Annotated in this window: 18 protein-coding genes; 6 read left to right on the top strand and 12 right to left on the bottom strand. The window is 56.2% G+C overall.

The window, feature by feature from the left end; translation table 11 throughout:
• The first annotated feature begins 72 nt into the window (after window positions 1–72).
• Both dapE and rnr read left to right on the top strand, forming a co-directional pair.
• Window positions 73–1,227 (top strand): succinyl-diaminopimelate desuccinylase, encoded by a 1,155-nt coding sequence (gene dapE, locus ACXAGA_RS04410; RefSeq protein WP_475116309.1) that lies wholly within the window; start codon window positions 73–75, stop codon window positions 1,225–1,227.
• Between the two features lie 44 nt (window positions 1,228–1,271).
• Window positions 1,272–3,530: a ribonuclease R gene (gene rnr / locus ACXAGA_RS04405; protein WP_475116308.1), complete on the top strand. Its 2,259-nt coding sequence runs from the start codon at window positions 1,272–1,274 to the stop codon at window positions 3,528–3,530.
• Here the strand turns inward: rnr and ACXAGA_RS04400 are convergent, their stop codons facing one another.
• From ACXAGA_RS04400 to mbfA, 6 genes are all read right to left on the bottom strand, one after another.
• Complete coding sequence (locus tag ACXAGA_RS04400) at window positions 3,531–4,013, bottom strand: RNA pyrophosphohydrolase (RefSeq protein WP_475116307.1); 483 nt, start codon at window positions 4,011–4,013, stop codon at window positions 3,531–3,533.
• A 1-nt stretch (window position 4,014) separates the two neighbouring features.
• On the bottom strand, window positions 4,015–4,632 hold the full coding sequence (locus tag ACXAGA_RS04395) for a DUF6064 family protein (RefSeq protein WP_475116306.1): 618 nt from the start codon (window positions 4,630–4,632) through the stop codon (window positions 4,015–4,017).
• Between the two features lie 65 nt (window positions 4,633–4,697).
• Entirely contained in the window at window positions 4,698–6,029 is a 1,332-nt protein-coding gene (locus ACXAGA_RS04390) for a S41 family peptidase (protein ID WP_475116305.1), read from the bottom strand.
• An 8-nt stretch (window positions 6,030–6,037) separates the two neighbouring features.
• A complete protein-coding gene (locus ACXAGA_RS04385; RefSeq protein WP_475116304.1) occupies window positions 6,038–7,159 on the bottom strand; it encodes a murein hydrolase activator EnvC family protein in 1,122 nt (373 codons plus the stop codon).
• Window positions 7,156–8,679 carry a 2,3-bisphosphoglycerate-independent phosphoglycerate mutase gene (gpmI, locus tag ACXAGA_RS04380; protein WP_475116303.1) on the bottom strand — a complete coding sequence of 508 codons (1,524 nt, stop codon included), beginning with the start codon at window positions 8,677–8,679 and terminating at the stop codon, window positions 7,156–7,158. Before gpmI ends, ACXAGA_RS04385 begins: the two co-directional genes overlap by 4 nt.
• 84 nt (window positions 8,680–8,763) lie before the next feature.
• On the bottom strand, window positions 8,764–9,741 hold the full coding sequence (gene mbfA / locus ACXAGA_RS04375) for an iron exporter MbfA (RefSeq protein ID WP_475116302.1): 978 nt from the start codon (window positions 9,739–9,741) through the stop codon (window positions 8,764–8,766).
• A gap of 159 nt (window positions 9,742–9,900) precedes the next feature.
• On the opposite strand from mbfA, the gene ACXAGA_RS04370 reads away from it, so the two are divergent.
• Entirely contained in the window at window positions 9,901–10,524 is a 624-nt protein-coding gene (locus ACXAGA_RS04370; RefSeq protein WP_475116301.1) for a TetR/AcrR family transcriptional regulator, read from the top strand.
• Between the two features lie 30 nt (window positions 10,525–10,554).
• Here ACXAGA_RS04370 and ACXAGA_RS04365 read toward each other — a convergent pair whose 3' ends face one another.
• A complete protein-coding gene (locus tag ACXAGA_RS04365) occupies window positions 10,555–11,685 on the bottom strand; it encodes an S-(hydroxymethyl)glutathione dehydrogenase/class III alcohol dehydrogenase (RefSeq protein WP_086451162.1) in 1,131 nt (376 codons plus the stop codon).
• Window positions 11,686–11,822: 137 nt separating this feature from the next.
• Between ACXAGA_RS04365 and ACXAGA_RS04360 the strand changes: the two genes are divergently transcribed.
• On the top strand, window positions 11,823–12,110 hold the full coding sequence (locus ACXAGA_RS04360; RefSeq protein ID WP_475116300.1) for an I78 family peptidase inhibitor: 288 nt from the start codon (window positions 11,823–11,825) through the stop codon (window positions 12,108–12,110).
• A gap of 222 nt (window positions 12,111–12,332) precedes the next feature.
• Window positions 12,333–12,671 carry a DUF2794 domain-containing protein gene (locus ACXAGA_RS04355; RefSeq protein WP_475116299.1) on the top strand — a complete coding sequence of 113 codons (339 nt, stop codon included), beginning with the start codon at window positions 12,333–12,335 and terminating at the stop codon, window positions 12,669–12,671.
• On the opposite strand, the gene ACXAGA_RS04350 is transcribed toward ACXAGA_RS04355, so the two are convergent.
• From ACXAGA_RS04350 to ACXAGA_RS04340, 3 genes are all read right to left on the bottom strand, one after another.
• Window positions 12,668–13,474, bottom strand: coding sequence for a C40 family peptidase (locus ACXAGA_RS04350; RefSeq protein ID WP_475116298.1), 807 nt, complete (start codon window positions 13,472–13,474; stop codon window positions 12,668–12,670). The two genes, ACXAGA_RS04355 and ACXAGA_RS04350, sit on opposite strands and share 4 nt — an antisense overlap.
• Window positions 13,474–14,841, bottom strand: a complete 1,368-nt coding sequence (locus ACXAGA_RS04345; RefSeq protein WP_475116297.1) for a leucyl aminopeptidase family protein — start codon at window positions 14,839–14,841, stop codon at window positions 13,474–13,476. Before ACXAGA_RS04345 ends, ACXAGA_RS04350 begins: the two co-directional genes overlap by 1 nt.
• A 62-nt stretch (window positions 14,842–14,903) precedes the next feature.
• Window positions 14,904–15,305 carry a hypothetical protein gene (locus ACXAGA_RS04340; protein ID WP_475116296.1) on the bottom strand — a complete coding sequence of 134 codons (402 nt, stop codon included), beginning with the start codon at window positions 15,303–15,305 and terminating at the stop codon, window positions 14,904–14,906.
• Between the two features lie 113 nt (window positions 15,306–15,418).
• Here ACXAGA_RS04340 and ACXAGA_RS04335 point away from each other — a divergent pair, with 113 nt between their 5' ends.
• The gene (locus tag ACXAGA_RS04335; RefSeq protein WP_475116295.1) at window positions 15,419–16,066 is read left to right on the top strand and encodes a carbonic anhydrase; all 648 of its coding nucleotides are present in this window, start codon (window positions 15,419–15,421) and stop codon (window positions 16,064–16,066) included.
• Window positions 16,067–16,762: 696 nt separating this feature from the next.
• Here the strand turns inward: ACXAGA_RS04335 and ACXAGA_RS04330 are convergent.
• Both ACXAGA_RS04330 and ACXAGA_RS04325 read right to left on the bottom strand, forming a co-directional pair.
• Window positions 16,763–16,897, bottom strand: coding sequence for a hypothetical protein (locus tag ACXAGA_RS04330; RefSeq protein ID WP_475116294.1), 135 nt, complete (start codon window positions 16,895–16,897; stop codon window positions 16,763–16,765).
• 555 nt (window positions 16,898–17,452) lie between these two features.
• A complete protein-coding gene (locus tag ACXAGA_RS04325) occupies window positions 17,453–18,475 on the bottom strand; it encodes an aspartate-semialdehyde dehydrogenase (protein ID WP_475116293.1) in 1,023 nt (340 codons plus the stop codon).
• Window positions 18,476–18,536: the final 61 nt, after the last annotated feature.

Raw genomic sequence — 18,536 nt, 5'->3', positions numbered from 1 at the left:
TTCAAATCGCCACATTGTGATTGATTGCATCGGGGCCGCGGCTTGGGTACGCCTAAGTCAAAGGAGACCCCAATGAAATATACCGATCCTGTCGATCTGACCGCCCGTTTGGTGCGCTGTAATTCCGTGACTCCGGCCGAAGGCGGCGCATTGGTCCTGCTGCAAAATGAACTCGAGGCTGCTGGTTTTGAATGCACCCGCGTCGACCGCGAGGGAATCGCGAATCTATACGCGCGCTGGGGTCGCAAGGGCGCAAACCGCACATTTGGGTTTAACGGACACACCGATGTTGTGCCTGTCGGAAACATCGACGACTGGACGACCGACCCGTTCGGGGCCGAGATCAAAGATGGCATCATGTACGGACGCGGCACGACCGATATGAAATCGGGCGTTGCGGCTTTTGTCGCGGCGGCGATCGACCATGTGCGCGAAACGCCCCCCGATGGCGCGATTGCGATTGCCATCACAGGCGACGAAGAGGCGGACGCCGAACACGGCACCATCGCGCTGCTGGATTGGATGGATAAACAGGGCGAGGCGATGTCGGTCTGTCTGGTGGGTGAACCGACCTGCCCGAATGAAATGGGCGAGATGATGAAAATCGGCCGCCGTGGGTCCATCACCGCATGGTTCACGATTGCGGGCGTTCAGGGCCACGCGGCCTATCCGCATCGGGCCAATAACCCACTGCCCGCAATGGCGCGTTTGGTCGATCGCATGTCCAGCCACGAATTGGACCAGGGCACCGATCATTTCGATGCGTCCACGCTGGCCTTTGTGACGGTGGACACAGGCAACCCCGCCACCAACGTCATTCCGGCCGAGGTAAAGGCGACCGTGAACATCCGATTTAACGATCTGCATACGGGCGCGTCGTTGAAACAATGGATCCACGAACAGGCCGATAGCGTTGCGCAGGAATTCGGGCTGCAAATTGCCGTCAAAGTGAAATGTTCCGGCGAAAGCTTTGTCACGCCTCCGGGGGAATTGTCGGATTTGGTCGCCAAATCCGTGCAGGCGGTGACAGGACGTACACCAGAACTGTCGACCTCGGGCGGGACGTCGGATGCGCGTTTTGTGAAAAACCACTGCCCCGTTGTGGAATTCGGTCTGGTCGGCAAAACCATGCACCAAGTCGACGAACGCGTAGAGGTCGAACAAATCAACCAGCTGAAAACCATCTATTCGCGCGTTTTGGCCGATTATTTCGGTCATCAGGCCTAATTTTCCAGCGTGCGCTTTGCCCTGCCAAATGGTAGGGCAAAGATATGACTCGTATCCCGTCCAAAGAGGAAATCCTTGAATGGATTTCCCAGAACCCGACCCTCGCCGCGAAACGCGATATTGCCAAAGCCTTTGGGATCAAAGGCTCTGCGCGGATCGATTTGAAACGCGTGCTGCGCGAAATGGAATCCGACGGGACGCTGACCAAACGCAAATCTTCCCGCGCCGACCGCGAAGGATTGCCGCCCGTGGGCGTGTTGCAGATCGTTGATCCCGATCACAACGGTGATCTGTGGTGCCGCGCGATTGAATGGCGGGGCAAAGGCAACGCGCCGCGCATCCTGTTGATCCAGCGCGACAGCGACCCTGCCGTTGCGCCGGGCGACCGTATCTTGGGCAAACTGACCCAAGCGAACGGTGAAGATTACGATTACACCGCGCGCATCATCCGCCAGATTGGCCATAATCCGCAGCGCATCGTCGGTATTTTCCGCCAAGGCCACGAAGGCGGGCGGATCATGCCCATCGACAAAAAGAACGACAAACAATGGATCGTGCCCGCAGGCGCGGTGCATGGCGCCAAAGACGGCGAATTGGTCGAGGCCGAACAGTCCGGTCCAAAGGGCCGCATGGGCCTACCCAAGGCGCGTATCGTCGAACGTCTGGGCGATCCAACCGCGCCCAAGGCTGTCAGCCTGATCGCCATCCACCAGCACGGTATCCCAGATGCGTTTCCTGATGATGTGATCAAAGAGGCGGACAACGCCAAACCAGCAGGCCTAAAGGGCCGCACCGATCTGCGCCATCTGCCGCTGTTGACCATCGACCCCGCCGATGCCCGCGACCGCGATGACGCCGTTCTGGCGATCCCTGATGAGGACCCGAAAAACACAGGCGGGTTCCTGCTGTGGGTCGCGATTGCGGATGTCGCCCATTACGTCCGCCCGAATTCGGCATTGGACCGCGAGGCGCGTAAACGCGGCAACTCTAGCTATTTCCCTGACCGCGTTGTGCCGATGCTGCCCGACCGTCTGTCAGGCGATCTGTGTTCCCTACACGAAGACGTCCCGCGCGCCTGTATGGCCGTCGAGATGAAGATCGACGCCCAAGGTAACAAGATCAGTCACCGTTTTGTGCGCGGCCTGATGAAATCCATCGCGTCGCTTGCGTACGAAGATGTACAGGCGGCCATGGACGGTAATCCGGATGAACGGACCGAACCGCTGATCGAACCGATCCTGAAACCGCTATATGGCGCGTACGAGGCGTTGAAACGCGCCCGTGCCGTGCGTCAGCCGCTGGAATTGGACCTGCCTGAACGTCGGATCGTGCTGAACGACGAAGGCGAGGTGACATCGGTTGCGTTCAAAGAACGGTTCGACGCCCACAAATTGATCGAAGAATTCATGGTGCTGGCCAACGTCGCCGCGGCCGAGGAACTGATCAAACACAAGATGCCGCTGCTGTTCCGCGTGCACGAAGAACCCAGTCAGGAAAAACTGGAATCCCTGCGCGAGGTCGCTCAGGCCAGTGGTCTGAATTTGGCCAAAGGTCAGGTGCTGCAGACCCGTCACCTGAACCAGTTGCTGAAACAGGCGGCCAATTCGGATCAGTCCGAGCTGATTAACATGTCGACTCTGCGGTCGATGACGCAGGCCTATTATAATCCTGAAAACTTTGGCCACTTTGGTCTGGCGCTGCGCAACTATGCGCATTTCACGTCGCCCATCCGCCGTTATTCCGATCTGATCGTGCACCGCGCGCTGATCAAGGCGCATGGCTTTGGCGATGACGGCCTGTCGGATTGGGATATCGACATGTTGGACGCGACCGGCAAACAGATTTCCGATACAGAACGCCGTTCTATGCTGGCCGAACGTGATACGACCGACAGGTATCTGGCGGCGTTCATGTCCGACCGTGTTGGCACCGAATTACCGGGCCGTATCAGCGGCGTGCAGAAATTCGGCGTGTTCGTGAAATTGGACGAAACCGGCGCGGATGTGATGGTGCCGATCCGGTCTTTGGGGTCGGAATTTTTCCACTTTGACGCGGCCGCGATGGAATTGTTCGGCGAAAAATCGGGCACCGTGGTGCGCGTGGGTCAACGCGTGACGCTGAAATTGACCGAAGCGGCCCCAGTCACGGGCGGCATGGTTGGCGAAATCGTTACGATCGATGACCGCGCAATGCCCAAAGGCGGACGCGGCGGCAAACGCGGCCCTGCGCCACGGCGCAAGGCGGTAAGTTTCAAAAAGAAAGCCGCGAAAACAGCCCGCAAGGTCAAACGGACCCGCAAATAATCAGATTTGCGGGCCTAGCTCGGCCATAACCTGTTCATAGACCGCACGTTTGAACGGAACGATCGCGCCGACCACATCGGCGGGGTCAATCCATTTCCACGCCGCAAATTCGGGGTGTTCGGTCTGGATGTTGATCTGGTCATCCGTGCCGTTAAACCGCAGCAGGAACCATTTCTGTTCCTGACCTTTGTAGCGGCCTTTCCAGATGCTCGGCACCACGTCATGCGGCAAGTCATAGGCCACCCAGCCTTTGGTTTCGCCGCCAACGGTCACCAGATCGGGCGATACGCCGATTTCTTCGCCCAGTTCGCGTAATGCTGCCTGTTCAGGCTCTTCGCCTTTGTCGATGCCGCCTTGGGGCATTTGCCACGCGTCGGTGTCGCGGTCATTGCGTTGGCCGACGAAAACTTTGCCGTCTTTGTTAACCAGCATGACGCCGACGCAAGGACGATAGGGGAGTTTGGCGATGTCTTCGGGGGTCATTTTAGTCCAGTTTATGTTTTTTCGGTGCCATCAGGTCGGCCAGCATCAGCGCGACCGTTATCAAACTAGCATAAGCCAGCGGGCGACCGAAAGGCATGTGGATTTTAAACGAAAGCGCACCGTAAAATAGCGCCAGCGTTATCGGAATGAACCAAACGTATCTGGCTGGGACCACCAGAAACAGACCAATTGTGAACATAACGGTCGGGAACGGGCCGGTGCCAAAATAACCCATTTCATTGATTTCGCGGCCTTGCTGAAATCCCATAACAATGTAACCGACAAGACCGAAAATCATAATCAGCGCTCCGCAGATGCGCCTTGCTTTGTTGCCTGAATAATTAGGTTTGCTGATCGCCATTATGAACGCTTGCGCCGTGAAGATGACCAGATTCACGTATGCCATGTAATGGTAGTTGCCGAAAAACAGCCCAAAGAAAACGACGCCGACCATCAACCATCCGGTTGCAGCGACGTAATACGAAATCCGGTACATATCCAAAAGCGAAGCGATCAGGGCGATCAGGCCAAGCGTGGTAAACACCAACGGCAAAGGCCAAATGACGTCATTGTAGACATCCAATTGATCTCGGACACGGGCCAGCAGTTCGTCATCCATGGTGTTCCTCCTTTCGGCTGCTACACCATGAATGACAAACAGAATTTTTCAACCGTCGAAACTGATCAGTTCTGCGGGCCGAGTGCGCCCAATCCGCGCAGAATGTCGATTGCATAGGCCAGTTGATAATCATCTTCACGAAGCGCGGCTGTCGCCTCTGCGCGGGCTGCGTCCTCTTCGATCTGGCGAATTTCATCTTCGGTCAGGCTGTCGTTGTCCAGTGCGCCGCGCAGATCAGCTTCGGAACGGAAGACGAAACCTTCTTCTTCGGTTTCTTCGTCGTTCCGTGGGATCGGCTGTTCGACGATAATGTCAGGCTGAATACCCAGAGCCTGAATCGAGCGCCCCGACGGCGTGTAATAGCGGGCCGTGGTCAGGCGCATCGCGCCATCACCACGCAGCGGCATGACTGTCTGGACCGATCCTTTACCAAAGGATTTTGTGCCCACCACAATTGCGCGGCGGTGGTCTTGCAATGCGCCGGCAACGATTTCAGATGCGGATGCCGACCCGCCATTGATCAGAACGACAACAGGCAAACCGCCGGTAATATCGCCTTCTTCGGCGTTATAACGATCGGCGTCTGCTGTATTGCGACCACGCGTGGAAACGATTTCACCGGCATTCAGAAATGCGTCGGATACATAGATGGCTTGGTTCAACAAACCGCCGGGGTTGTTGCGCAGGTCCAGAATAACGCCATCGACATTTTCGACGCCGCCAGCCTCTTCGATTTGTTCTTGATAGCCTGCCACCAGATCGCTGATGGTCTGATCGCTAAAAGTTGCGATACGCAGCACAATGGCATCGCCTTCGGTACGGGCGCGCACAGCGGCCAGTTTGATGGTGTCGCGGATGATCGATACGTCGAAGGGTTCGGTTTCGCCTTCGCGGACGATGGTCACGATGATTTCGGATCCAACCGGGCCGCGCATCAGATCGACGGCGTCATCAAGCGTCAGACCCAGCAGGCTTTCGCCGTCCACATGCGTGATGTAGTCGCCCGCCAAAACGCCGGCTGCATCTGCCGGTGTGCCGTCCATTGGCGACACAACTTTGATCCAGCCTTCTTCTTGGGTGACTTCGATGCCCAATCCGCCGAATTCACCCGATGTCTGAATTCGCATATCCGCGGCGTCATCTGGCGACAAATAGCTGGAGTGCGGATCAAGCGAGGTCAGCATCCCGTCAATCGCAGCTTCGATCAGCGCGGCTTCGTCCACGGGTTCGACATATTGGGCGCGGATACGTTCAAAGATGTCACCGAACAGATCCAGCTGTTCATACACGGATGTGTTTTTTTCCGCCTCTTGCGCGATCAGGGGGCCTGCGAACTGCGTCGTGGCTAGAATGCCCAGAACGGTGCCAGTTGCAGCGGCAATTGCAAATTTCTTCATGTCGTACCTCATTCGATCGCGAACCACGTTGCGGGGTCTACCGGAGCTTGCCCTTCTCGCACCTCGAGATAAAGGGTCTCTGTAGCAGTTAAGCCCGCTCCGTTCTGCATTTCTGTCAAAATCTCATCAACTAATGGTGAGTCGCCGCCCATCATGCCGATTGGCGAACCTGCGGGCAGGATTTCACCGACATTGCCGAAAACTTCTGCCAGTCCCGCATAGATGAACAAAACGTCTGCTGCGGGTTCCACGATGACAACATTCCCATAATCTAATAATGGGCCGCGAAACCGTAGTGTGGCGGCCACTGGCGTGGTGACAATCACGCGCGGGCGGGCGGCAATCAACAGGCCTGGGCGGGAAATGCCTGCTAGGTCTTCTTCGTTGAAACCGCGTAGGACACGCCCCTGAACGGGTAGGGGCAATTCTCCGCGCTGGGATAATGCATCGGGCGATGCGACGTCCAATTCGGTGCCGATGGTGTCGTTCAATCCGCTGGCAAAAGCATCCAGCGTTTCCGCCGATGCGATCAGCAATGCGGTTTGAATGCTGTCTTCGGCAAAGCGTTGAGGCAAATCCGTGCGGTCCGAAATCGCAGCGCTTAAAGAGGCTCGCGCAGATTGGGCGCCGTTCAGGCCCTTGGTTAATGTATCTGCTGCGTTGTTCTGTAGATCGCGCAGGAATGCGACCTCTTCCAACTGGGCGCGTAGGGCGACGACTTCGTCCTGTAGGGCGGGGGTCACATCGGCCAAAATCATGCCCGACCGCGCGGTGCCTGTCGGTCCCGTCGGGTGCAACAGCAACACAGGCGAAGGCGCGCGGCCCATCGATTGCAGAACGCCCAATAGCTGCGCGATTTCATCTGATTTGGCGTTCAGCTCCAGCTCTAACGCTTCTTGGCGGACGGCGGCGCGGCGCAGGCCTTCGCGTAGGGCGATCAGGCCTTCCTCATAGGCTTTGACGGTTTCGGTCAATGCGGTCACGCGGTCGCGGGCGCTGCTGGCATTTTGCAGCTGGATGCTGGCGTCTTCGATCCGCTGAGCCGCTGCGACCGCAGCTTCGCCCGGGCTGGTTTGGGCCAACGCGGTGCTGGCCCAAATCATGGATATGAACGCAAAAGCGCGGATCATTTGGAGATCAGGCTTTCGCCGGTCATTTCCGCAGGCTTTTCCAGACCCATCAGATCCAGAATAGTCGGGGCCAGATCGGCCAGACGTCCGTTGCGCAGGGAAATACCATCAGGTCCGCCGAATACCGCAACAGGCACCAGATTGGTGGTGTGCGCGGTATGTGCGCCGCCCGTTTCAGGATCGACCATCATTTCGCAGTTGCCGTGATCCGCCGTAATCACCATCGCACCGCCTGCTTTTTCTAATGCAGCGACGACTTGGGTCAGGCCCTGATCGACCGCTTCGCACGCTTTGATAACCGCGTTCAGGTCGCCGGTGTGGCCGACCATGTCAGGGTTGGCATAGTTGGTGACGATCAGGTCGTAGCCTTTTTCGATCGCTTCGACGAATTTTTCTGTCACCTCTGCCGCCGACATTTCGGGCTGCAGGTCGTAGGTCGCGACCTTTGGCGATTTGGGCATATAGCGGTCTTCGCCTTCTTCGGGGTCTTCTTTGCCGCCGTTCAGGAAAAACGTGACATGCGGGTATTTTTCGGTTTCGGCCAGACGGAACTGGGTTTTGCCCTGTTTCGCGACCCAAGCGCCCAGCGTGTTTTCGATTTTCCGTTTCGGGAAAACGATGTCGTACCATTGGTTGTGGGCTTCGGAATATTGAACCATGCCCAGCAGAGCCGCGAATGGAGGCATCGCGCCGCGATCAAATTCAGCAAAATCAGGGTTGCCCAATGCCGCCAAAATTTCGCGAGCGCGGTCCGCGCGGAAATTCAGGCAGAACAGGCCGTCACCGTCCGTCACGCCAGCATAATCGCCGATAACGGTGGCTTTGATGAATTCGTCCAGTTCGTCGCGGGCATAACCTGCGGCGACGGCATCGGTCGCTGTGTCAGCGGTGAAATCCGCCTTGGCGTTTGCGATGGCATCATAGGCGGTCGATACGCGTTCCCAACGGTTGTCGCGGTCCAGCGCAAAATAGCGGCCCGTCACCGTACCGATTTTTACGCCCTCTGGCAGGCGTGCAACCAGATCAGCCATATAGCTATCTGCCGATTTCGGCGCGACGTCGCGGCCATCGGTGATCGCATGCAGAACGACAGGGACGCCCGCGTCGGTCATCACCTTGGCCGCGGCCAGAACGTGTTCGATGTGACCATGCACGCCGCCATCGGAAATCACGCCCATCAGATGCGCACGGCCACCGGTTTCTTTCATCTTTGCGATGAATTTCACGATGGCATCGGTGTTGCCGAAACTGCCGTCTTCGATCGCCAGATCGATCTGGCCCAGATCCATTGCCACAACGCGGCCTGCGCCGATGTTTGTGTGGCCAACCTCGGAATTGCCCATTTGTCCGCTGGGCAGGCCCACGTCAGGGCCGTGGGTGATCAGCTCTGCCGTTGGGCATTCCGACATAATGCGGTCAAATGTTGGGGTATTCGCCAGCGCGGGGCCGTTCGCAGAGGTATCTGCGTTTTTGCCCCAGCCATCCAGAATGCACAAAACAACGGGTTTGGGTTGGCTCATGGTCTGCTCCTCTTTGTCGGTATCTACTTAACGATGACCGCAAGGCAGGAACAGCCCCACTAACCCAATTGGTGCGAAAATCCGCTACCCCGCGCCGATTAATGCGCCTGCTGCGAAAACCAACGCACCGCCCAGAACGACTTGGAACGTGGCGCGCAGGAACGGGGTCTGCATATAGCGGTTTTGAATCCAGACGATGGCCCATAATTCGACGAACACAACAACAAACGCGATGATCGTTGCGGTCCAGAAATGCGGGATCAAATAGGGCAGCGCGTGGCCCAACCCGCCCAAAGCCGTCATGACGCCCGCCGCAATGCCGCGTTTCACGGGCGATCCGCGGCCCGACAGTTGCCCGTCGTCTGATGCGGCTTCGGTAAAGCCCATTGATATACCTGCGCCGATGGATGCGGCCAGACCAACAAGGAACGTTGTATGCGGGTCTTGGGTCGCGAAAGCGGTGGCGAAGATCGGGGCCAATGTGGACACAGACCCATCCATCAGACCCGCCAAACCAGGCTGCACCCATGTCAGCAGAAACTGGCGGTGTGCGGTGTCGGCTTCGGTGTCTTTGGCGTCATCGCTTAGGTGGGTTTCGGCCAAATCTTCGGCGGTGTGGGCGTGGGAGGCTTCGGCGGCGGCCAGATCGCCCAGCAATTTCCGCGTGCCCGCGTCCGAGGTTTTTTTCGCAGCGGCCAGATAAAACCGTTCAGCGTCCTGTTCCATTGCTGTGGCTTCGGTACGGATGCGGTCGATGCCCAGATTTTCGATCAGCCAAACGGGGGACCGATTGTAATAGCCCGCCACATGTTCGCGGCGGATCAGCGGGATCACATCGCCAAAGCGGCGGCTGTGTTCGTCGATCAGGCGTTGGCGGTGGGTGTCCTCTTCGGCAGCCATGCCGTCGAATACAGCGGCGGTCGATGGGTAATCGACGCGCAGCCGTTCGGCGTAGCTGCGGTAAATGCGGGCATCGTCTTCTTCGGAAGATATGGCAAGAGCTAGGATTTCCTGCTCGCTCAGGTCAGAAAAACGGCGTTTGGCCGAAAGTTGTGGCAACATGGTTAGGCCTTTCTAGTCGGTGTTAACGTATGGCCTTTATTGCGGGTTGCAATGGGAACCTGATCTGCTGCGTCAAATTGAACTTTGATACGACTAAATGCGACTTTTGACACGCGAACAGGTTTGCCTATAATCAAGTTCTAATAGAGCGGAGTCGACATGGCAGACGGTGTTAACACGATCAAACGCGGACGTAAGTTTGATCAGGTTCTTGCGGGTGCGCAGCAAATTTTCCTGAAAGATGGATTTGATGGCGCCAGCGTGGATGACATCGCCAAAGCCGCTGGCGTATCCAAAGCGACTTTATACAGTTATTTCCCCGACAAACGTCTATTGTTCATGGAAGTCGCACGACGCGAATGCGAAGCCCAAGCTGACGCAGCCGAAGCGTTGGTGGATACGTCTCTGCCATTACGCGATATTTTGTTATTTGCAGGGCGTAGCATGATCGGCGCGATGAGCCGACAGTTCAACGTTCGCATGTACCGCATGTGTGTCGCTGAATCCGAACGTTTCCCGCAGGTCGGTGAACTATTCTATGAATTCGGTCCCGCATTGGTGCGCGAACGGATTGGATTTTTTCTGCGGATGTTCACAGAAAACGGGCAGCTAAAAATCGAAGATTTCGATTTGGCATCGGATCAATTTCTACAGCTGTGCCGTGTCGATCTGATGGATCGGGCGCTGTTTAGATTGGAAACCGATTTTCCCGCCGTTGATGTCGACCATGTTGTAAACAGCGCGGTCGATATGTTTTTGGCGCGCTATGGCGCAGAAAAATAGGCCCCCGCGCATCGCAGGGGCCCATTTCAATTAGTACAAAACAACCGAACGAATGGATTCGCCCGAGTGCATCAGGTCGAATGCTTCGTTGATTTTTTCCAGTGGCATGGTGTGCGTGATCATCGGATCGATTTCGATTTTGCCATCCATGTACCAGTCCACGAATTTCGGCACGTCGGTGCGGCCTTTGGCGCCGCCGAAAGCGGTCCCTTTCCAGACGCGGCCAGTGACCAACTGGAATGGGCGGGTGCTGATTTCGGCGCCAGCAGGTGCCACGCCGATGATCACGGACACACCCCAACCGCGGTGCGAACATTCCAACGCGTCACGCATGACTTTGACGTTGCCTGTCGCGTCGAACGAATAATCTACGCCGCCGATCTGGTCTGCGCCGATTTTGGTCAGGTTCACGATCTCTTCGACAACGGTGCCGCTGATTTTGGACGGGTTGACGAAATGGGTCATGCCGAACTTGCGGGCCATTTCTTCTTTGTCGTCGTTCAGATCAACGCCGATGATCATATCAGCGCCAGCCATGCGCAGGCCCTGAATAACGTTCAGACCGATGCCGCCCAGACCGAACACCGCAGCGGTCGATCCGATTTCAACGCCAGCCGTATTGATCACAGCGCCAATGCCCGTGGTCACGCCGCAGCCGATGTAACAGATTTTGTCGAACGGCGCGTCGTCACGCACCTTTGCCAGCGCGATTTCAGGCATCACGGTGTGGTTCGCAAAGGTCGAACAGCCCATGTAGTGATAGATCGGGGTGCCATCCAGCATCGAAAAACGGGTGGTGCCGTCCGGCATCAGGCCTTGGCCTTGGGTGTTGCGGATCGCAGTACACAGGTTGGTTTTGCCCGACAGGCAGGACGGGCATTCACGGCATTCTGGCGTATATAGCGGAATAACGTGATCGCCGGGTTTCAGCGTGGTGACACCTTCGCCGACTTCTAGAACAATCCCTGCGCCTTCGTGGCCTAGGATCGAAGGAAACAGACCTTCGGGGTCGGCGCCGGAACGGGTGAATTCATCCGTGTGGCAAACGCCAGTGGCTTTGACCTCGATCAGGACTTCGCCAGCTTTGGGGCCTTCTAGGTTGACCTCCATAATTTCAAGCGGTTTGCCTGCCTCGACGGCGACGGCTGCTTTGGTACGCATAACAAAATTCCTCCCTAAATAATTGGGTGCAGGTTGGACCAAGGTCGTATTCAATGCAACTAAACTCACACGTGTTTGACCTGTCTTTTTAATCGCGGCACTCTGGGGGCTGAATGCGGCGCAAAGGATGAATTAGAATGACACAAATCCGCTGGATTATTGCACTTTTCGCGCTGGGGTTGGCGGGATGTCTAAAACCCGAACCAGAGCTTGCGCGGCTGCCCGATACCGCTGCGGACACCTGCCGCGGCGCACAATACGCCGCATTGTTGGATCGCGATCAAACAGCATTGGAACGCGTTTTGATTATGCGCCAAATCCGTATCATCCGGCCCGGTGATGTGGTGACGATGGATTATCGGGCCGAACGCATCAATTTCGCGATCGACGAACAGGGCAAAATTTCGCGGATTTATTGTGGTTAAGTGATAGCTCCACGCTGCTATGTCGTGGAGCTATCCTTAACTTCAAGGCTGCCTGACGCACTGGGTGGGGGCAATAACAACGCCAGTCAATTACACCTTGTGATGTTAGGATTGCGTACAGCTTGGGCGGTAACTCGACGGTCGCGGGGCAATTCATCGGTGATTTTGGGGCAAAACAAAGGCGCTATTGATTTGTGATCCGTTTAGCGCACATCATTGGTTATGACAGCTTACACACCGACTCCATTTCCGCGCCCTGACGAAAAGGTTGCGTTCCACCGGACAGAGTTGAACGTGATCATGGGCCTTTATGGTCGCTTTGTCGCCGCGGGCGAATGGCGTGACTATGGTATTTCCAGCCTAAAGGACGCCGCCATTTTCGCCGCCTTTAAACGCACGGCAGAAAACCCGCATTTCCGCATCGAAAAACGTCCCAAGCTGCGCATGAGGCAGGGGCAATATGCCGTCATCGGTGCCGAAGGTCAGGTGCTGAAACGCGGTAATGATCTGCGTCAGGTTCTGACCGTTTTGGAACGTAAATTGATCCGTATCGTTGATTAGGGACGGCGATGATGGATCGGTTGGCCCATACGGTTAAATCCGGTTTCTATGGTTTCTACCGTAACTGCCATGTGGTGCGCATTGGCATGGACAATCTGTGTTGAATCCACAGCCATGGCCACATGACCAGGCCAGAAAAACAGATCACCAGACTGTGGTGGTGTGTTTGGGGGCAGCAAAGTGCCGACTTCATCCCGCTGCATATCGCTGTCGCCTGGGCAGTCGATTCCGCAGCCCATCAGCGCCATTTGCACCAGTCCGGAACAGTCTATTCCGTCGGCAGAGTTACCCCCCCAAAGGTAAGGCACCCCCACAAATTTCAGAGCCTGTTGGGCCGGAATAGTGTCTAAATGATCAACCTCTGCTAACATCTGTTCAGGCACAAAACCAAGCGGCGTTTTGACCATTTTGTTATCTGTTCCAAATACGGGCAGTTGGGCCCCATAACTGATGCGGCACAGGTCGGTGGATTTAATGTCGGCATCGCGAAAGGCGTGCGTGACGGGCGCAATCACGCGATGCGTCGCCATCCAAGTTGGCGACAGTTGGGTCTGTTGCAAATAGCCCACGTAACCATCGCGCAGGGACTGGACGAAATGCATCGACCCGACCGTGTCATACACCATGACTGGGGTCCCTGCGATCAGTTGGCGGTCCCTTTTGCCGTCTGGGGCATCCAACAGATCTGCAACAGGCACGGACACCCAAGCAGGTGATCCATCGACATAATGGTCCGCCTCGACCATGCCTTTCAGAGCGGTCGCGGCGACCCGTCCGTTCGCGGCTGTGCGACGGCGATCCATTATAGGGACAGGATGGTTGGCAATGCGCGCAGCAGGGCCCGCGCGCCTTGACCTGCGCCGCCTTTGGGGCGGGCGGGAGCGGGGCTGGGTTGCCATCCGTAAATGTCGAAATGGGCATAAGGCGCGTCCGCAAAACGACGCAAGAACAAGGCAGCAGTGATGGATCCAGCCATGCCGCCAGATGGTGCGTTATCCAAATCGGCGATCCCCGGTTCGATCATGGATTCATAGGGGGCGTGGAACGGCATGCGCCAGACGGGATCGGCCCCTTTGATTGCGCCTGATTGTATGGCGGCGGCAATGTCATCATTGTCGACATAAAACGGCGCGAGGTCCGGCCCCACCGCCACACGCGCGGCGCCTGTTAGGGTCGCCATGGAAATCATCAGGTCGGGGTTTTCTTCGCTGGCATAGGCCAGTGCGTCCGCCAGAACCAAACGACCTTCGGCGTCGGTGTTGTTGATTTCGACAGTCAGGCCTTTGCGGCTGGTTAAAATATCTTGGGGGCGGAAAGCCGATCCGTCGATCGAATTTTCGACCGCGGGGATCAGAACCCGCAGCTGAACCGGCATCTGCGTTGCCATGATCATGTGGGCCAATCCCAATACGGTTGCTGCGCCGCCCATGTCCTTTTTCATCAGGCCCATGGATGCGCCGGGCTTGATATTCAATCCGCCGGTGTCGAAACACACGCCTTTACCGACCAGAGTCAGTTTCGGCCCCGATCCGCCCCATTTGATGTCGATCAGGCGCGGGGCGCGTGATGACGCGCGGCCAACCGTGTGGATCAGAGGAAAGTTTTCATCAAGCAGCGTGTTCCCTGCAATTACGTGGATGGTCGCGTTATGCGTATCTGCCAATGCGCGTGCTGCGTTTTCCAATTCTTGCGGGCCCATATCGGACGCAGGTGTATTAATCAGATCGCGGGTCAGGAATTCACCGTTGACCATGGCGTCCAGAAGGACGTCATCAATGCCTTCGGGTGTTTGTAGTGTCGCTGCCATCGGGGATTGTGCGCGGTACCGGTCAAACCGATAGGATTCCAAACGCCAGGCCATGGCTGCTTCGAACAACGCGTCGCCGGTTAGGCCCTGCAGCTGGTATTCACCCTTTGGCAACTTGGCTGCGGCTGTTGCAATTTGAAAACGCTGCCGTTCCGCGGATTGGGGCGATCCTGCGCCCAACAGGGCCATGGAGATATTTCCATTCGCGTCAGGGACGGTAACGCATTCCCCTGCTTTGCCACTGAAACCTTGGGTCATGGCCCAACGCGCCGCCATCGGCGGCAGGTTTTCCGCAACATGTGGCCAGTCAGTTTGATTGACGACGCGTGCGGGGATGGCAGTGTTCTGTGTGGTGTCGGTCATGATGGCCTCTGTTCATTTGCCAACACACTAGCCTGCCTGTGCCGCGCCGCAAGGTGGTCAGATCAGTCAAACTGTTCCAGCTCATCATGCGCGTGGGCGATCAATCGCTGACACCGCGCGATCAACGCAGCCAGCGCGGTGCAATCCGCAATGTCGGCGCAGCGCGCAATCTGGGTCGCGACGAACGCGATTTCAGGCAACGACAGTTTTTCGGCGACATCGCTGATATGGGTCGCCATCGGCGCAATCATTGAAAAGTCGCTTTTGTGGAAATGATCAAAGATGTCGGCGACCTGTTCTTTTATCAGATGGATCAAGGTCAGCGCGCCACTGGCGCTCGCCAGATAGGAAAGAGAGCTGCTAAGGGCAAAATGATCGACTTGCGGCCCAACGGGCGGCGACAAACGTATGATTGCGCTTTGGCGGTGGATCGGGTCCAGTTTTTGGGGCTGTAAATCTGTCATGACTGCAAAATACCCGCCCGCTGCTAGCGATATCTTTATGCGAAACGCAATTATCACTCGAAATTAGGGCAAATTAGCCCTAACTAGTCGAAAGTTTATCGAGAGGAGACATTATGAAAGCCGCACGACCGTTGCCCGAATATCTCGTCCGCCGGTATCAGGGATGGAAGGCGACGACCTATGCCGACAACCGCGCATGGTACCGCACATTGGCCACCGAAGGTCAGCACCCCCGCGCGATGGTCATTTCATGCTGTGATAGCCGCGTTCACGTCACATCGATTTTTGGTGCGGATTCGGGCGAGTTTTTCATCCACCGTAACATTGCGAACCTTGTCCCGCCATATAACCCAGATGGCGATCACCACGGCACATCGGCGGCGCTGGAATATGCTGTGACTGCGTTGAAAGTCGCACATATCATCATTTTGGGCCATTCGTCCTGTGGCGGTGTGGCGGGCTGTAATGCGATGTGCAGCGGCCAAGCCCCAGAACTGGAAAGCAAAACATCGTTTGTTGGGACATGGCTGAACATCTTGCGCCCAGGGTACGAACGTGTCGCGGATCTGCCCGATGATAAACGCGTTGCTGCCTTGGAAAAAGAGGCGGTTCTGGTCAGTCTGGAAAACCTGTCGACCTTCCCATTCGTCAAAGACGCGATGAACAATGGCACGCTGAGCATTCACGGCCTGTGGAATAACATCGGCGAAGGCACATTGGATATGTACGACGCGGGCGAAGGTAAATTCGTTCAAATCTAAAATAGAAAAGGGACGGCGCAAATTGCCGTCCCTTTTCCGTTCAACGTGAGTGGCGTTGTTACTGAAACTTATGCTGCCAGTTGTGGGCGATTTGCAGCGGTACGGCGCGATAATCCGCGGCGATAACGACCCAAAAGAGCCGCGCGACGACCCAAGCGGGCTTTGGTTGCAAGACACATGTTGCCGATCCTTATTGCGGGGGCCACCTATGATGCGATTCCAACTCTTTTGCGAACAGTTGGCAGATCTCGTCGCGGGTTACCCGTTTTTGTTTTTTGGGCCAACGCGATGCTGACCGTTTTGTTGCGGACGCTTTGCGCCACCAAGCTACAATGGTCATGGATACATCCATTCCAAAGGGCCTTCGGGGGCAAGGCGGGTTACTGTTGTGGCCTTACGGTTGTCGGTGTCTTTTGCGGATTGGGACACAAAAGACACCGAACCGAGGAAGGTTAGTCGAGCTAATTACGGAGCCGATGGATTGGGACATCGTTTCCGTATGTTCACACTACCTGAACGGGATTAGTTGAATCACCTGCCCGCATGAAGAGTTTCAGCGTCTTGGCGTATGGCGATCCTATCCTTTGGTATGGTCCGGCTATCGTAAAATCGGGCTGTCTGTGGGGTCGCTGGGCGTTTTTCGCATGAACCCTACGCGACCAAGATTGCGGATGGGACTGTTCAGGCCTGAAAGAATCAGAATTTTGGCTGGTTCGGACGTGGACGGCGGCGTTGGCCGAACGAGTCGCTAAAGATGTTGCTTTCTTTTTCGCGAACGCCTGAAACAGCGGAAACGCGTCCTTTGCGGGCTTTGTTCATCAGATCGTGCATGGTCGGTTCCTTTCGTTAGCGGTGGTGGTGGCATTGCACGGCAGCTGTGCGAAATGCCGGATCAAAGGTAGACCATCCAAAATCGTTGCGTTCGGCCGCGCGGTGTCGAATGCGATCGGCAAAGACCGAAGCCGGTTTAGGCGAAGTGCGATTGTGGACTTTGTTCATTGTTCTACCCCTTACGTGTAGGCGGCTTACGCCCAATGCCACATAGCTGGCATTTTTGTTGCAGACCGACATGACCCCCGTCTCATCAAGCTCTGCAAAAACAGTGTAGCGCGATACGGGTCGGTATTTTTGCCGATTAAAGGATGATTCAAAATTGCTTTGGGGCTGCGACACACGCTTTTGGATATTCGTCAGGCGAACATCCGAGACAAAAAATTATTCTAAAGGGGGTATAAAATGAATCGCGATTTTGTCGGTGGGGTTCGGCGCATGGGGTGCTGGGGGAATCATTATGGCATCGATTATATGCCTTTGATTTCCGCCGCCACGTCACAAAAAAAGGCCAACCCGAATAGGTTGGCCTTTGTAATCTTATGGTTAGGTCGATCAGCCTTTTTTCAGGCAGCGCTGGCCCAGAACTTCGGCGATCTGAACAGCGTTCAGTGCCGCGCCTTTGCGCAGGTTGTCCGAAACGCACCACAGGTTGATGCCGTTTTCGACAGTCACGTCCTGACGGATGCGGCTGATAAAGGTCGCGTAATCGCCAACGCATTCAACAGGGGTCACATAGCCGCCGTTTTCGCGTTTATCGATGACCATGATACCTGGAGCTTCGCGCAGGATGTCGCGGGCTTCGTCTTCGTCCAGGAAATCTTCGAATTCGATGTTGATCGATTCCGAGTGGCCGACGAATACAGGAACGCGAACGCAGGTTGCCGTAACCTTGATCGACGGATCGACGATCTTTTTGGTTTCGGTGATCATTTTCCATTCTTCTTTAGTGTCGCCGCTGTCCATGAACACGTCGATGTGCGGGATCACGTTGAATGCGATCTGTTTCGGATAGACGTTTGGTGCCTTTTCCTGACCTGGCACATACATGCCTTTGGTCTGATCCCATAGTTCGTCAATGGCTTCTTTGCCGGAACCGGATACCGACTGGTAGGTCGATACAACAACGCGTTTGATTTTCGCGCGGTCGTGCAGCGGTTTCAGGGCAACAACCATCTGTGCGGTCGAACAGTTCGGGTTCGCGATGATGTTTTTCTTGGTGTAACCGTCGATGGCTGCTGCGTTCACTTCTGGAACGATCAGCGGCACGTCTGGGTCATAGCGGTACAGCGACGAGTTATCGATCACCACGCAGCCAGCTTTGGCAGCGATAGGCGCGTATTTTTTGGTCGCGTCCGAACCGACAGCGAACAGGGCCATATCCCAGCCCGAAAAATCGAACGTATCCAGATCTTCGGTCTTTAGGGTTTTGTCGCCAAAGCTAACTTCGGTGCCTAGCGATTTACGGCTAGCCAGCGCAGCGATCTTTTCGACCGGAAACTCGCGCTCAGCGAGGATGTTCAGCATTTCGCGGCCCACGTTGCCCGTGGCACCAACGACGACGACATTGTAGCCCATTGGCTTCTCCTTCGGTTTGACGGAGCGGGCTATAGACCCAAAGGCCCCCAAGGGGAAGGGG

Source organism: Marivivens sp. ABH4_498, assembly GCF_056160585.1.
Note: the sequence above shows the minus strand (reverse complement) of the source record. Positions and strands in the feature narration are given on the sequence as shown.